The sequence below is a fragment of the Erysipelothrix sp. HDW6A genome, assembly GCF_011400295.1.
Lineage (GTDB): Bacteria > Bacillota_I > Bacilli_A > Erysipelotrichales > Erysipelotrichaceae > Erysipelothrix.
The window spans coordinates 1,009,132-1,024,322 of the sequence record NZ_CP049859.1 but is presented as its reverse complement, the minus strand read 5'-3'; the positions used below and the strand labels follow the sequence as shown (position 1 = coordinate 1,024,322).

16 protein-coding genes and 2 tRNA genes are annotated in these 15,191 nt (G+C 35.4%); 4 read left to right on the top strand and 14 right to left on the bottom strand.

What is annotated here, in order from left to right; all coding sequences use genetic code 11:
* Positions 1–46 precede the first annotated feature (46 nt).
* The 8 genes from G7059_RS05260 to G7059_RS05225 all read right to left on the bottom strand — a co-directional run bounded on the left by G7059_RS05260 (position 47) and on the right by G7059_RS05225 (position 7,984).
* Positions 47–721: a DUF3196 family protein gene (locus G7059_RS05260; protein ID WP_370519174.1), complete on the bottom strand. Its 675-nt coding sequence runs from the start codon at positions 719–721 to the stop codon at positions 47–49.
* 587 nt (positions 722–1,308) lie between these two features.
* Positions 1,309–1,785, bottom strand: a complete 477-nt coding sequence (locus G7059_RS05255; protein ID WP_166081035.1) for a hypothetical protein — start codon at positions 1,783–1,785, stop codon at positions 1,309–1,311.
* A 167-nt stretch (positions 1,786–1,952) separates the two neighbouring features.
* Positions 1,953–2,028, bottom strand: a tRNA-Arg gene (locus G7059_RS05250).
* A gap of 48 nt (positions 2,029–2,076) precedes the next feature.
* On the bottom strand, positions 2,077–2,541 hold the full coding sequence (locus tag G7059_RS05245) for a YfcE family phosphodiesterase (RefSeq protein WP_166081034.1): 465 nt from the start codon (positions 2,539–2,541) through the stop codon (positions 2,077–2,079).
* Positions 2,532–3,281: a glutamate racemase gene (locus G7059_RS05240; protein ID WP_166081033.1), complete on the bottom strand. Its 750-nt coding sequence runs from the start codon at positions 3,279–3,281 to the stop codon at positions 2,532–2,534. The genes G7059_RS05245 and G7059_RS05240 overlap by 10 nt, the downstream gene beginning before the upstream one ends.
* On the bottom strand, positions 3,271–5,040 hold the full coding sequence (gene uvrC / locus G7059_RS05235) for an excinuclease ABC subunit UvrC (protein ID WP_166081032.1): 1,770 nt from the start codon (positions 5,038–5,040) through the stop codon (positions 3,271–3,273). The genes G7059_RS05240 and uvrC overlap by 11 nt, the downstream gene beginning before the upstream one ends.
* Positions 5,041–7,326, bottom strand: a complete 2,286-nt coding sequence (locus G7059_RS05230; RefSeq protein WP_166081031.1) for an endonuclease MutS2 — start codon at positions 7,324–7,326, stop codon at positions 5,041–5,043.
* Complete coding sequence (locus tag G7059_RS05225) at positions 7,319–7,984, bottom strand: CvpA family protein (RefSeq protein WP_166081030.1); 666 nt, start codon at positions 7,982–7,984, stop codon at positions 7,319–7,321. Before G7059_RS05225 ends, G7059_RS05230 begins: the two co-directional genes overlap by 8 nt.
* 74 nt (positions 7,985–8,058) lie before the next feature.
* Here G7059_RS05225 and rnhC point away from each other — a divergent pair, with 74 nt between their 5' ends.
* Positions 8,059–8,964: a ribonuclease HIII gene (gene rnhC, locus G7059_RS05220; RefSeq protein ID WP_166081029.1), complete on the top strand. Its 906-nt coding sequence runs from the start codon at positions 8,059–8,061 to the stop codon at positions 8,962–8,964.
* Here the strand turns inward: rnhC and G7059_RS05215 are convergent.
* From G7059_RS05215 to G7059_RS05195, 5 genes are all read right to left on the bottom strand, one after another.
* Complete coding sequence (locus G7059_RS05215; RefSeq protein WP_166081028.1) at positions 8,942–9,421, bottom strand: dCMP deaminase family protein; 480 nt, start codon at positions 9,419–9,421, stop codon at positions 8,942–8,944. The genes rnhC and G7059_RS05215 overlap by 23 nt on opposite strands.
* A gap of 12 nt (positions 9,422–9,433) precedes the next feature.
* A complete protein-coding gene (locus G7059_RS05210; protein WP_166081027.1) occupies positions 9,434–10,627 on the bottom strand; it encodes a rhomboid family intramembrane serine protease in 1,194 nt (397 codons plus the stop codon).
* Positions 10,627–11,535: an RluA family pseudouridine synthase gene (locus tag G7059_RS05205; protein WP_166081026.1), complete on the bottom strand. Its 909-nt coding sequence runs from the start codon at positions 11,533–11,535 to the stop codon at positions 10,627–10,629. The genes G7059_RS05210 and G7059_RS05205 overlap by 1 nt, the downstream gene beginning before the upstream one ends.
* Positions 11,516–11,989, bottom strand: a complete 474-nt coding sequence (lspA, locus tag G7059_RS05200; protein ID WP_166081025.1) for a signal peptidase II — start codon at positions 11,987–11,989, stop codon at positions 11,516–11,518. Before lspA ends, G7059_RS05205 begins: the two co-directional genes overlap by 20 nt.
* Before the next feature lie 65 nt (positions 11,990–12,054).
* A complete protein-coding gene (locus tag G7059_RS05195; RefSeq protein ID WP_166081024.1) occupies positions 12,055–12,576 on the bottom strand; it encodes a cysteine hydrolase family protein in 522 nt (173 codons plus the stop codon).
* 199 nt (positions 12,577–12,775) lie between these two features.
* Between G7059_RS05195 and G7059_RS05190 the strand changes: the two genes are divergently transcribed.
* Both G7059_RS05190 and G7059_RS05185 read left to right on the top strand, forming a co-directional pair.
* Positions 12,776–12,859: transfer RNA gene (locus tag G7059_RS05190), tRNA-OTHER, on the top strand.
* A 125-nt stretch (positions 12,860–12,984) separates the two neighbouring features.
* Positions 12,985–13,371: a VOC family protein gene (locus tag G7059_RS05185; protein ID WP_166081023.1), complete on the top strand. Its 387-nt coding sequence runs from the start codon at positions 12,985–12,987 to the stop codon at positions 13,369–13,371.
* 7 nt (positions 13,372–13,378) lie between these two features.
* Here the strand turns inward: G7059_RS05185 and G7059_RS05180 are convergent, their stop codons facing one another.
* Complete coding sequence (locus G7059_RS05180; protein ID WP_166081022.1) at positions 13,379–14,284, bottom strand: AraC family transcriptional regulator; 906 nt, start codon at positions 14,282–14,284, stop codon at positions 13,379–13,381.
* Between the two features lie 73 nt (positions 14,285–14,357).
* On the opposite strand from G7059_RS05180, the gene G7059_RS05175 reads away from it, so the two are divergent.
* Positions 14,358–15,143 carry an HAD hydrolase-like protein gene (locus G7059_RS05175; RefSeq protein WP_166081021.1) on the top strand — a complete coding sequence of 262 codons (786 nt, stop codon included), beginning with the start codon at positions 14,358–14,360 and terminating at the stop codon, positions 15,141–15,143.
* The last annotated feature ends 48 nt before the right edge of the window (positions 15,144–15,191 follow it).

Genomic DNA, 15,191 nt, shown 5'->3' with positions numbered 1-15,191 from the left:
ATGAATCTATTATAACATAAGATTTAGCACTGTCAATATATGAGTGCTAAATTGTGTTTAGATACCCATTAACGGTATCAATGATGTCTTGAGCATCGAGAGTCGTAAGACTTAATGGAAATGAATCCATAACTCTTTGATCCAGTTCAGCCACACACAGAATAAGCAAACTTGGATTCCAAGACTCAAGAGCATCTCTTAATTCTAGAATACATTTTTGATATGCTTGGCTTTCGATAGGATTTTCTAATGTAGCTATATTAATAGTATGCTTTGATCCATTGACATAGACCTCAACCGATTGATTAATATTCTGTCCCATTAGAAAGAATAAGATTTGTTTCTTTATCCAATCAGGTAATTTTTCATCCAATAGTATTTCTTTTAAATCATCAAGTTCAGCTCGTAAATTCATACGCTCTAATGACATTAATGATTTTTGTTGGAGTAAATCATTACCACGCAATCCCTCAACAATTTCATCCATTGATTCAAAGTACTTTTGATGTGGTTTCTTATCAATCCTTAATGAATCTCGCAACGACTCAAATTGGTTCAAGTAGTCTTGAGGAACATACGGCATTGATAATTCTTCATCGATCATTTGTAGTGCTTCACTACGATTTCCATCGCTAATCAACGACTGAATTGTCTTCAGACATGTTTCATAATAATTATTCATACGTATCCTTTCATACCGTAATATTTTAACATATTTCATCTTGAATTAAAGCTTTATCACCCATAAAGTGGCAATCCTGCAAAAATACTCATAATAAATTCATAGAAACACAATCTAAGTGTGTACTTAGGGGCTTGAATCCCTCCATAGACGCCATGATTTCAATATAGTTACTCTATTACTAGTAATCAACACCGTAATAACTAACCAGCGCAAATAAAAAATCAGCTCTTAACTGATTCTCGTTAATTATTAATGAATAACATTGATAGTCTGTTTAATAAAATAACCAAGGTCTCCTACACACAGGTATCTACATAATATGAGAGTATCATGAATCTGTATGCAGGACTTGGTATCATAAAAAGGAGAAACCACTAACGTTTTGAGGGTATAGTTAGTGGTTCATTTTTAAAGTGATACTTAACCATTAATATTCATACTAATAGAGCGACAATTGTACCACCGGGCTTATTGTACTATAACAACAGTACAACAATCAACACCTTTCCATTATTTGGTAATTTTTTCATCGCATTGTTTATTCCGGAAATATTCCATATTATTTTCAGTGATTTTAATATGTTGAATTTCTAGTTAAATCAGACATATGTTTATCTCTAAAATTAAGCTAAATCAAAGTCTCTCCATCTCATAATAATTAATAGCAATAGACCAAATGGGAAAATAAATGGAGATATCGCCCATAACAATAGAGTATAAAATATCCAATAAAGAATTTTTATTATTAACAAGAAAATCGAAACCATGATAAATGTATCACCATATCCAGATACAGAAATACCTGCTGGTATTATTCTTCCAATTGTTTGTCTCCATACTAGTGCGGCAAAGGGATAGCAAAATGTCATTATGTAAGGCATCACCTTATATAATTCTCCTTGACCAATAGCTTCTGCGAACTTTTGGTTACTTTCGCCCCTACCACCATAATTCAATAAGTAGTTTGCTACAAACATAATTCCAATTCCTAACAAGAAATGAATTACAAAGTGAACTCCTATATCTCCTGAAAAAACAAAAGAAAATATCTTCTTAATAGCCTCATAAATTTTTATAGAAATATCTTTAACAATTTCCACAGTAATAGCTCCACTAATTAAACAGTATGTTTATTATACAGTAATCACACAAAAATTACACATAGAGATTTGCTTATTAGTCGATTTGCTTTGTATCACTTAGTTTATCTTCTAGATTTATTTCAGTGCAAAAGAAAACCCACTCGAGAGTGGGTTAATATTTATCATGGCGTCCACGGAGGGATTCGAACCCCCGACCACACGCTTAGAAGGCGCGTGCTCTATCCCCTGAGCTACGTAGACGTGACGACTATTATATTAACAAATAGCCGGTTCAAATACAATCGTTTTCTACAAATCTTCTGCAAATTTACGTTTTACTGTAATAATTCCATCAACTTCACGTAAGATTGCATAACTTGGTTTACTTCCATCACGGTTATAGAATAGCGATCCTGGATTAACTACCTGGATTCCTTCATAGATTTGGTCATCATAACGATGCGTATGTCCATAACAGGCAATGTCACAGGATTCCTTTTTCGCAAGTTTCACGAGATTCTTTACAGTATTGCCATATGGCAATGTATGACTGTGGATAACAAGAACTCTTTTATCCCCAACTCCCACAACACGATATTCTGGGAAGTAGTTCCAATCGTTATTTCCCATGACACTTAAGTATGGTTTTAAATCATACTCATCCATTTCACTATCACCACAGTGTACATAAGCATCTGCATTGGAATAAGCATGCCGTATTTTCTCAAGAATTTCTTTACGTCCGTGGTTATCACTAACAATTACTATTTCCATTGTGCTTTCCCCACTTTCACATCGTCTCCTACAAGACTCTTAATCTGTATCTCCATTAATTCAGGATCTCCTGTTGTATAAACTTCAGATTCACCTGTACACTCAAGATGATTATGACTTGCGACATAGTCTCTAATAGGCTTACGAGAATCAAGTATTTGATGATCATAATTCTTTTTAAAGTCATCATAAACCAATGGGAAGTGAGTACATCCGAGAATTAAGTAATCCGCAAACTTCACTTCTTCCAGTTCATCGTGAAGATATTCATCGTAAGGTTCAAGATTCTCAATGTAGTCTACGAGTTTCTTTAATGGTTTTGCGGTATAACGGAAACCATAACGGTCCATTGAGTCATGGTAAGCATGTGATAAATAGGTAGCCATTGTTGATACTACAGCAATTTCTCCCTTAGGATACTCTTTCAACTGGTCAACAGTCATATCAATGATACCTACGATATTCATGTGAGGGAATGCCTCACGGCAAGCCTCTAGAGCAATCGCAGTTGCTGTATTACAAGCAATGATTACTGTGTCGATATCACGACTCTCAAACCATTTAAAAGCGCTAAGACTTGTGTCAATAATTTCTTGGTTCGTTTTATTTCCGTATGGCGCATTCTTTTGATCTGCTAATAATACAAAACCTGTTTCAGGAAAGTTTTGTCTTAAATCTCTATAGATACTATAGCCTCCTAGACCTGAATCAAAGAGACCTATTTGTTTTTTATTTTTCATCGTCTTCATTCCAATCTATGTGTATTATATCATAGAGTTCTTGCGCTACGTCTTCAGGAAGCATCGATTTTAATGATTCCAAACTAGCACCACGTATCCCTCTTAATGATCCATATTCTTTATATAATAATTTCTGACGTTTTGGCCCTAAACCACTAACTTCATCAAGAATAGATTTTGTCATTGCTTTTTTGCGTAATAACTTATGATAGGTGATGACATAGCGGTGAACTTCATCTTGCATATGAGTAATAAATGCAAACAAAGGTGAACGAACATCAATTTGTGCTTCTTCACCATTACTTAATAACAGTGCATGGGTTCGATGTCGATCATCTTTCACCATACCCCCTACCGCAATCTTTAAATCTAAAGATTCAAGGATTTCTATCGCTGCATTTAATTGCCCTTTACCACCATCAACTAAGATTAAGTCTGGGAAAATACCTTCTTCTTTTAATATTCTAAAGTAACGACGATAAAGTACTTCCTTCATTGATGCAACATCATCATTACCTTGATGGAGTCGGTATCGACGATACTGAGACTTATTAGGTTCCCCATCATCAAAGACAACACAGGCTGATACTGCATAGTCTCCTGATATATGAGAGTTATCAAAGACTTCAATACGATGTAAAGGTGTTTTAAGATTAAAGAGTGTTTCAAGTTCACTTAAAGCATCATCTTTGAATGTCTGACGTTTTCTCAGCAACTGGAACTGATCATCCAGTTGTTGCTGAGCATTCTTTTGGGCAATCTCAAGTAAAGCACGTTTCTTACCTCTTAATGCATGATTAACAGGAGCATTGATAACTTCTGATACTGCATCTTTATCAATATTATCAGGAACATAAATATGCTTAGGTTTGGGTTGGTTTTGGTAATACTGAGCTATAAAGGATACTAGAGCATCATGTGGTTCTTCAAGGCTTGCTTCGACTGCCATGCTACGCTCTAATAAACGACCGCTTCTTACAAATAAACCGACAATCGCAATATAACCTTGGTAGTGAGCATAGTGAAACATGTCAAATTGTTCACTTCGATTGAACTGAACTTGTTGACGGTCACTAATGTATTCAATACCATCAAGTTTTTCTTTATATAACTGAGCTAACTCAAAGTTCAAGGCTGAACTTGCCTCAATCATTTTTGATTCCAGTGCTGCATAAAAATCACCAGATTGGCCATTTAATATCGATACTACCTGAGTTCGCCACTGGGAATACTCTTCCTCGGAATAACGCTTTGCGGTGCGATTAAAGGCACCGTAAATGGCTTGTGTGTTAGGTAAGAGCACTCCTTCATCATTTGGAACAGAATCGTTCAAAACACTCGCTACCGACCTAGCAGCAGTTGCATCAGGATACGGGCCGAAATAACTATAGTTAGGATTCGGTTTACGGTCACGGGATACAATTACTTCTGGTTTCCCCTTTTTAGCCACTTTCAAATATGGATACGACTTGTCATCCATAAATAAAATATTAAATCGAGGTCGATGTTCTTTTATTAAGTTGATTTCTAGGATTAAGGATTCCTTTTCTGTTGAAGTAATAATTGTATCAAAATCATCAATATGACTAATCATTTTAGTCGTCTTATAGTCATGGGCACCATGAAAATAAGAACTAACTCTGTTCTTCAACTTCTTTGCCTTACCAACATAAATGATGGTACCGTTCTTGTCTTTCATCAAATAACAACCCGGTTCCGCTGGTAAGAGCTCTAGTTTTTCCTCAATCGTCTTTTTCATTTATTGTTTGAGTTTAACGATGGTTACACCCATTCCACCTTCACCCATGCCTCCAAGTTCAAAGCTTGCTACATTCTTGTTTTTACGTAAGCGATCGTGAACAGCGTTGCGTAATTGACCGGTTCCATGTCCATGTACCACTCTAAACTGATACACCTTATTGATGATTGCATCATCAACAAACTTATCAAGTAGCGGCATCGCTTCAGCAACACGTTTACCAATAAGGTTAAGTTCTGTACTAAAAGTAGAACGAGATGCTACAGAGTGCGTTCTTATCACTCGTTTCTTTTGTTTAGGTGCTTTCCCTGCAACCTTAGTTAGTTTGTTCAGTGGAACACTCATACTTAATGTACCAATACTTACATAAGCATTTTGCTTTTCAATACTCTCAACGACACCCACTTGATTGGTTGATTTAAGTTGTACTCTGTCCCCTACTTCAATGACTTCAATAGGTTCTTTTTTCTTCAGTTTTTCAATATTTTTTACTGCTTGCTTACGGAAATCAGGACGACTTTCAGTATTAATTCGTTCTAATTCTTCTTGAGCAAGTTCAAGCATTTCTTCAAGTTTTTGTTCATTTTCTTCATGAAGTTTGATACGTTCTTTTTCAAAGTCTGCTTGTCGCCTTTGTTCTTCATCTTCAATGCTTTGTTTTAACGCTTCTAAATTATCGTGTTCTTTTTTCAATTCTTTTTGAAGTTCTTCTTGTTCAACAATTTTCGCTTCCAGAATTTCTAAAAGATGGTCTGTCTCATATTGACTCTCTTCCTTATAAGATTGGGCACGATCAATGATATCCGTATCTAACCCTAAACGTTTCGCAATCGCAAAGGCATTCGACTCTCCCATGATGTTTTCACGATAATGGTAAGTTGGCTTAAGCTCTTGCAGATCAAACTCAACACTAGCAATAAGTATATCATCATGTTGGGTTCCGTATTGTTTTAAGCGTGAGAAGTGAGTTGTTGCGATAACCCAGCACCCAACTTCTCTAAAATGGTCAAGAATTGCCATCGAGAGACTTTCACCTTCAAGAGGATCTGTTTGCGATCCCAACTCATCCAGTAAAACGATTGATTTCGAAGTAGCCTCACGACTTACTGTCGTCATCGTTTCCATATGTGCTGAGAATGATGACAGTGATTTCTCAATGGATTGTTGGTCTCCAATATCTACGAAGATCTTATCGACAAGCATAACTTCTGCCGCTTCTGCAAGGACAGGACAGCCTGATAGAGTTAGCATAATTGCTAGTCCCATTGTTTTAAGAGATACGGATTTACCACCGGTATTAGGACCACTAATAAGAATTGTCTTGTAAGGTGGTAATAATTGATAGGTATTAGCGACAACAGATTTCTTATCGATGAGTGGATGTCTTGCTTGAACTAAACGAAGTCTATCTTCTGTCAAGCTAGCAACGACACCATCGTTTTTGGCACCCCATGTTGCTCTTGCGAAGATTGCATCTAAATCAGCAACAGTATCCAAATCAGCACGTATTTGTGAGCTTTCAGACCCTATTAATTGCGAGGTCTCACGGCAGATACGTTCAATTTCATCAGCTTCTTGACTCTTTAAGCCTTGAAGTTCGTTTTGCATTCTCGTTAAAAATTCAGGTTCAAAATAAACTGATTGACCTGAAGCAGATTCTCCATAGATTGTTCCTGGAAGCTTATTTTTGTCTCCAGGTTTAATTAGAAATGTTTTACGGCCATGTTGTAAAGAAACAACCGCTTCACTCAACATCGCACGATTCTTATTCATAAAGCTTTGAATTTGTTTATCAATTCCAGATTCTATGGAATTAATTGATTGTCTCAGTGCTGCAAGATGAGTACTTGCACGGTCAAGAACTTCTCCTTGTTCGCTAAAGGCATGATCAATATGTCGAATTAATGCTTCATTAACGACCAAGCTTTCAAACAAGTCTTCCAAAGCAGGATAGGATCCTTCTAGCTTTTGAAATTCGAGTTGAAGTCTTTGAGTACCGTGTAAGAAACGCCCAATATCAACGATATCATCAATATGAAGCACTCCACCTTTACCTGCAAACTCTACTGCTTTCTCAACATCCACAATACCACCAAATGATAAACCACCATGGCTTACCACCAGTCGTAAGGCATCACTCGCACGTGCTAAATCACGTCTCACGATTAAAGCAGAAAAAGAAGGTTCTGTTTCTAGTACCCTCTTCTTACCTAATGAAAAAGCTGCATAAAATGCAATGTTAGAAAGAACCTTATCAAATTCAAGACGTGTTCCTACATTATTCATAATTCTTTAAAAACTCCCTAATTTCACCTTCAGTAAAACCATTCTCTTTAAACCAGTCTGTCATGGCTTTAATTTGGTCTTCTGGTAGGCGTTGTTTATTAATAATGGATTGAATTCCACTGTTGCGATCTACTAGCTCATCAGCAAACTTCATAACTGGTTCGCTCGCCTTCGCTACATATTTAAACCATGTATTTTCAATAACTTCATTACCATTTGTAACAAATGGAGTTGTTAAGAGGAATAACACAATAATTAACTTAACACCAAAGAATACAATTGAAAATACTCCTCCAACAGCAGAGTTTACTTGCTTAATTAAAGGCATTTTGGAAATAAATGATGCTAGTGGTGTTACAACTAATAATAAGATACGAATTACCACAAATAAGATTACAAACCAGATTAACTGATTGATTTGTTTTGACATAAATTGATTGATTAATAAGACTCCGTTACCGCTTGTTTTAAAGAATGTAAACAAGTTCATAAATACCGGCGCAAGGAGCCAAGCAGTTAGTAACGATACAAAGGTACCTACTAAATCGACTACTTGAAGAATCAATCCTCTTTTATAACCACGGTATAAATCAAAGAGAATCCAAATGATTAATAAACCGTTAATATATACCATCCAATCAACAGGGATTGAAAACATAATAACCACTCCTTTTTCAATATCATAATGCAAAAAGCATTGTTATTCAATAATAAATAGCTTATCATAAGGCTATGAAAACACTATCCATTAAACTCACAAAAAGTGAGATGCAAACACTTAAACAAAAGTATTCACACTTTCCCATTCGTTATGATATTCAATATACTGAATTTCAAATTAAAGGGACTGATGTAACGATTACAGCTTATACCAGTGGTAAAGTTGTTTTTCAAGGCGAAGGTGCTGAATTCCATGCGAAACCTTATCTTAATGATACAGCAACAGTTGCAACACATCGAGATAAACCTTCTACCTCTAAGCCACAACAAGTATTTCCAATGGCTGGGTCGGATGAAGTAGGCACAGGTGACTACTTTGGACCTGTTGTTGTTTGTGCAACGATTGTAAGTGAGGAAGATCTTAAGAATATTCCCGTTGAGCGCATTGTCGACTCCAAACAACTTCAAGATGATGTCGTCCGAGAACTTGCTCCTATTTTAAGAAATACGCTTAAATATAGCCTACTAATCTTGGATAATCCAAAATACAATCGCGTTCATCGCCAAAAGAATATGAATGAAATTAAAGCAATGTTACACAATCAAGCATATGTTAACTTGAAGAAACAAGGTGAATTACCAAAGACAATCATCATTGACCAATTTGTTAGTGAGAAACGCTACTATCAAATTCTAAAGGATGAACCTCAAGTAATCCAAAACATACACTTTGAGACAAAAGCAGAGAACAAATTTCTTGCAGTTGCATGTGGTGCAATCATTGCACGTGATGCTTTCCTCGACTACTTTGATAAGCTATCAGCCAAATATGAAATGGTATTTCCAAAAGGTGCTGGAACTCATGTCGATATTTTTGGTGCAGAATTTGTTCAAAGATTTGGTGAAGAGGAACTTTACAAAGTAGCTAAAGTTCACTTTGCGAATACTACTAAGATTACTGGCCGTGAGTTAGAGTAATCTTAACAGGTTGTTCAAGACAGCGTAATGTAACACCTGCTTCTCTTAACATACGTTTCGATGCTATGACAGATTCACTGTCAGCATATTTATCACTTTCATAAACAATCTCACGAATACCACTTTGAATGATTGCTTTCGCACATTCATTACAAGGAAATAACGATACATAAATGATGCAATTATCCAAACGGGTAGTTGCATTTAGTATTGCATTGAGTTCTGCATGGACAACATATGGGTACTTAGTTTCAAGAAACTCCCCTTCACGATCCCATGAGAAATCATCATCACTAACCCCTATTGGAAATCCGTTATAACCGATTCCTACGATTTTATGATTTCTGTCAATAATTGCTGCCCCTACTTGTGTTGATGGATCTTTTGATCTCATTGCTGACAAGTGAGCTAATCCCATAAAATAGTCATCCCAAGAAATTGCATCCAAACGTTTCATCTTACGTTCCTCCTAGTTTAAAATATTTTTTAAATGTTCAAGATATGGAATAAATCCAATCTCTTCCCATGAAGATATAAGTGCTTCATTAACTATTGGTGTTTCTATAGGTTCACGTTTCATAAGGCCAATACCTATCAACCCAACACTAAATATAATTGCCAATACTTGTGCACCTTTTCTTAGTTCTACCCAATCACGACGATGGGAGAAGATAAACCCAAATAAGATTCCTAACATAAAGGATGCGACAACAGCCATAAAACTAACATTCGGTAAGAACATTAGAAGTACACAACTTAATGTTAATGAGAAGGTTTGACTCATCATTCGTGAGTTCTTGTAGAGCTTAGTCTCAGCCATATTCACGACGAGGTAACCTAAGAATACAGATAGTGCTGGAGCTACTCCAATAGATACAGTAACATCTTCCGCAATAAATGCTCCAAGGTTTCCCATTAATAAGCCACTTACAAACATTAATAGATAACGTTTGCTTCCTAAGTATCGTTCAAAGAATTGTCCAAATTGGTTTAAGACCATAATACTTAACATCAACTGGAATATATTCAAGTTCACAAAAGCAGATGTAATGAATCTAAAGAACTCAAAACCATGAGTTATCAACGGTTTATACATACCACCCATGATAATTGCCATTGCATCAAAACTGGTTAGATTAACTAAAACAAACATTGAGATGAAATATACCATAATAGAAATCATGACTAATGCCGTTGTGACACGTACTGCTTTAGGTCGAATCCCTTGATTAGACTTCACTAATGTTTTACGTAAATCTCCAACAGCCTTCGTAAACGAATATTCTGCATTATTTGATTCACTTAACACTTTTTCTATATCAGTAAATTGACTCATATAAAATGATTCTGTCATTTTTTGTGGTGTCATAATGATGGTATTATCATCATGCTTAAGACTATTTGGATTAACGGATATACTAATTCCTTTTGCTTGAATATTAAATGCAAGAGAAATCATTTCTCGATGTTGTCCAATAGCTTCTTCCTTAAAATCTTGAGAAGGCTCTATAGATACCATAATGATTGGTGTCTCCTTGTTCTTAGGATTCACCAACCATGTTTCAGTATTCGATTTAGTCATGGATACGATTTGATACTTATATTGTTTAATAAAGTAATTTGATAATTGCAGCATCCATGCACTCATCATTTTCAAATCCATTAAATCATCCCCCTCACTTCTTCTATCGCATCAAGCATTACTTGCGGCATGTCACAATGGAATTCCATTGCTTCATGAGTAATAGGATGGATGAGTTTCAATTTAAAGGCATGTAAACATTGTCCTTGAGTACTCAAGGTGTTTTTATAACTGTAAGTTTGATCACCAACAATTGGATGATCTATATAACTACAATGAACACGAATTTGGTGTGTTCTACCTGTTTCTAATTCACATCGTAACAAGCTATGATCTTTGAAGTTCTCAATTAGATAGAGATGTGTACGAGCTTCTTTACTGTTTTGATCGGTAACAGTCATACGTTGACGATTACGTGGATCGCGTCCAATAGGTGCATCAACCAATGCACTTTGGTGTTTAAATTGGTGATGTACTAATGCATAGTACTCACGTGATATCTTACGCTCTTTTAAGTCTTGAACTAAGATCTCATGAGCCTCGTTTGTTTTCGCAACAACAAGAAGTCCTGATGTATCTTTATCAATACGGTGAACAATACCTGGACGTAGGTCACCATTACAATCACTCAAGTTAGTAGTATGAGCTAATAAACCATGAACAAGTGTGGGTTGATTCAATGTTGAAGGTGATGGGTGAACAATCAAGCCTTTAGGTTTGTTGACAACCAAAATCGCATCATCTTCATAGACGATATCTAAATCCATCGGAATCGGTGTTAAGTGAATATCTGCTTCAGTTATTGAATACTCAACAAGATCCTCTTCTTTTAATCGGTAATTCTGTTTTACTTTTTTACCATTCACCAAAATCTTCTCATCAGCAATCCATCCTTGAATGACACTGCGAGAATACTCTGGAAGTAACGAAGCCATGTATTGGTCAATACGTGTTCCGCCATCATTTTCATCAATTATTTGTCTGTTCATGATACAACCCCATTTCTTCTAAAATAACTAATACAATTAAAATACCTACACCAATACTTACAGCACTATCCGCAATATTGAATACTGGGAAATTGTAGCCAAAGATATTAAATGCAAACATATCTCTTACATAACCAAATACTACGCGATCATAATAATTACCTAATGCCCCTGCTAATATCAATGATATTGCGGTCAATTGGTAAACATCTTGTTTTTTAATAAAGTAATAAATTAAACCAGCACATACAATCGGTGTAAGGACTAAAAACAAGACACGAGCTCCTGATAGCATACTCCAGGCTGCTCCTGTATTTCTAACATTCATTAAATCAAAAAAATCTGGAATCATCGTTATTGATTTCCCAAGTGGTATCATGTTTTCAATGAATGATTTAAACCATAAATCCAGCGCTACAACGAGTGCTGTAATAAGCAATAATATTTTCTTCATAAAAATCCTCACTCTGATTATTATAACATGCTCAAAGCCTATTTGTCTTGAGGGCTAAAGGGCTTTTAAATAATTTCTATTTGGAAGCCTGCCATAACATCCATTGATTTTGCATCAAGCGTTTCATCAAATGAGGATGTGAGTGCGCGACGCACTTCAATACGCGCCTCAGGTAAAGCCGACTTCGCAATTACTGCATTAGAAATGACACAAATATTCGAAACAAGTCCCATTATCTCTATCGTATCAAAGTCCTTATCTTGAAGATAAACACCAAGTTCTAAAGAACCAAACGTTGGTTTATCAAAAATAGGAGTATCTTCTTGAATAAACTCTTGAAGTTTAGGCACGATTTGCCATCCTTCTGTGTCCTTTACACAATGGATGATTGGTAATTTTTTACCCTCTTGGGTATCAAGGTAATTACTAAAGTGAGTATCTCTTGTGAATATAATAGAATCTTGTTCTTTTAGATTCTCTCTTAAGTACGTATGTATGTTATCAACAACTGTTGACGCTTTATCAAAACCTAAAGCACCATCAACAAAATCATTTTGCATATCAACTACTAAATATAATGTTTTCATAATCCACCTCTTGCAATAAGTTTAACATAGCTAGCACTAAAACTATATATTTTACGCATTCTTTATCACGTTTTCGACAAGAACACATATTATTATTTATTGAACTTAATACCTAAATTGAGTGTTTTGTATTTAGGATTAAAAATATCATTTCGATATTGTCATTAATACATGACAATGTTATAATACTAAGGCAGTCGCACCAGTGGCGGAATCGGTAGACGCGCACGCTTGAGGGCGTGTGTCGCAAGACGTGTAAGTTCAAATCTTATCTGGTGCACCATATTGCTTTAATCCTGTAACGTAGCTTACAGGTTTTTTATTGCTTTCTTAACAAATTAACTTGCATATTTCTTGTGTGTTTTCTCGAGATATACTATAAAGGTATTACATAAGGGAGGACTTACGATGCTAACAAAACAAACCAGTATTATGATTTACGTGGATGAACCAAGAACGGTTGCTGATTTTTGGATTAAACATTTTGGAATGACTGAAGTTAAAGAAGACTTCAACGAAGAACGCAGCCTCTCTGTCGAACTTTCTGTTACAGTTGATGCAACAACCCATCTTGTGCTTTTTGATAAGAAGGTCGTCTCTGAAATGTCTCCTGAGCTTAATTTAGGAACACCATCGATATTATTCTCAAGTCATAACCTTATACGATTGAGAGACCGGCTTATGAAAGAAGGTATTGTCGTTGGTGATTTATTAGAAACTGATGATATAAAAACATTCAATTTCAGCGATCCTGAAGGCAACTACTTTGCTGTTCAGGAGATTGAAGAATATTAAAGGCTTGTTATCCAAGCCTTTTTTCATGAAATTGTTGACGATACATTTTAGGTGTTTCTCCGATTATTTCTTTAAACCTCTTAGTAAAATAACTTGAGGATTCAAAGCCACAAGTAATACATATTTCACTAATTGTATTATCTGTGTTCTCTAGTAGATAAACTGCCGCTGAGATTCGACGACGCGTAATGTATTGAATTGGCGTAAGATGAACTAAGTTTGAGAATATCTTTTGACTTTCTCTAACACTAATCCCTGCACTATCTGCCACATCTTGAATAGTAACAGGATGTGGATAATTCTCATCAATCCAAGACAACATAGTTTTCATACGTTGTTGCTGTATGGTTGACACATTTGAAATCTCTTCATGACTATGAACATTTAACGTAAGTATCATTTGTGTAAGTGCCTCTCTCATTACGAACTCATAGTTTAGAATCTTATTTCGATCTGCTTCGAAAAATGTTGTGAATTGTTTAAATACGAGATCACGAAGCGGATCACCGAGATTGAAAATGTAGTATGGAAGTCCCCTCTTCATAAACGGCTTAATATACATTACATCATAGACACTTCCAGGTGCACCTGATACCACATTAGAATTAAAAACTGTTGATTGATATAAGCACCCTTGAACATCAGGACTTGTTATCGCATGCATAACATCAGCATTCACAAAATAACCTTCACCCTCTTTGAGTTCAAAGGTCTTATCAATAATTGAAACTATAGCAGTTCCTTCCACTACAAAGAAAAACTCCAATTCATGATGCCAATGAGCTGGAATGATGCCAGCTATAAAGTCATTCGTATTCCTTTGGTAAACCGCACAGGGAAAAATCGGTGTCCCTCTTTCCATTAACTCTTCGCGATTTTTACCAAGTGGTGTTACTATTAAGTTCTTGTGCATATTCCCTCCGCTCAATCATTTATTCGCATTTATTATAGTATTATGCGTTATAGTAACAGTTTATCACAAAAATGTGCGTTATAATTATATTGTAGATGGAATTCACTTGAAAGTCGTTTTAGAAAGGGTGAGTGACTTGGAAGCTATACTAATTCAAAATCTATTAAATCAGATTAGTAATCTTCTTTTACTGGCCCAAGAGTCAAATATTCCATCTGACCGTAAACAATATATACAAATTGCGCAATCTTTTTATCAAGAGAGACTGAAGCAGAGTTGTAAAGATATTCATACATTTATTTTTGATATTGATGCATTATTTATGAACATTGATGAAATTGTAATTGAGACATGGAGAATATATTTGACTCAGTTGGGAATTACACCTAGTTATTCAGAATTAAAATATATTTCTAGTTTAAACTTTGATGAGATTGGTACTCTATATGAGTTCAACATAACTTCACAAATGCGTTCTGAGTGGTCTCTTATATTCTTATCCTTTACTAATCAACTCGAGATTGTTCCAGGAATAACTAAGGTAATAAGAACACTCAGTGATTCTGCTTACCAAGTGTATTATTCCAGCAAATCTATCGAGTATAGTAACGATCAGAAATTAAGCAACTTTGTTACATCATGTTTTGAAAGTATAATTCTTCCAGTATATCACTTACCGAAGGATAGAATTTCTAAAGGAAGCATGTATATTACAAGTACAATAAACAATTCGATAAACCGTATAGTAGATGCAGAGCAAATCGCTTTAGCTCTGTGGACTCAATTCAAAAGTAACTTGTTAGATGTAAATATTGCCTTTTACGAACCATTAGAATTGATACAAACATATTGCAACTAATCACAAACATTCCTAAAGCCGAGCATTTTCTCCTAAGATACGCTCGGC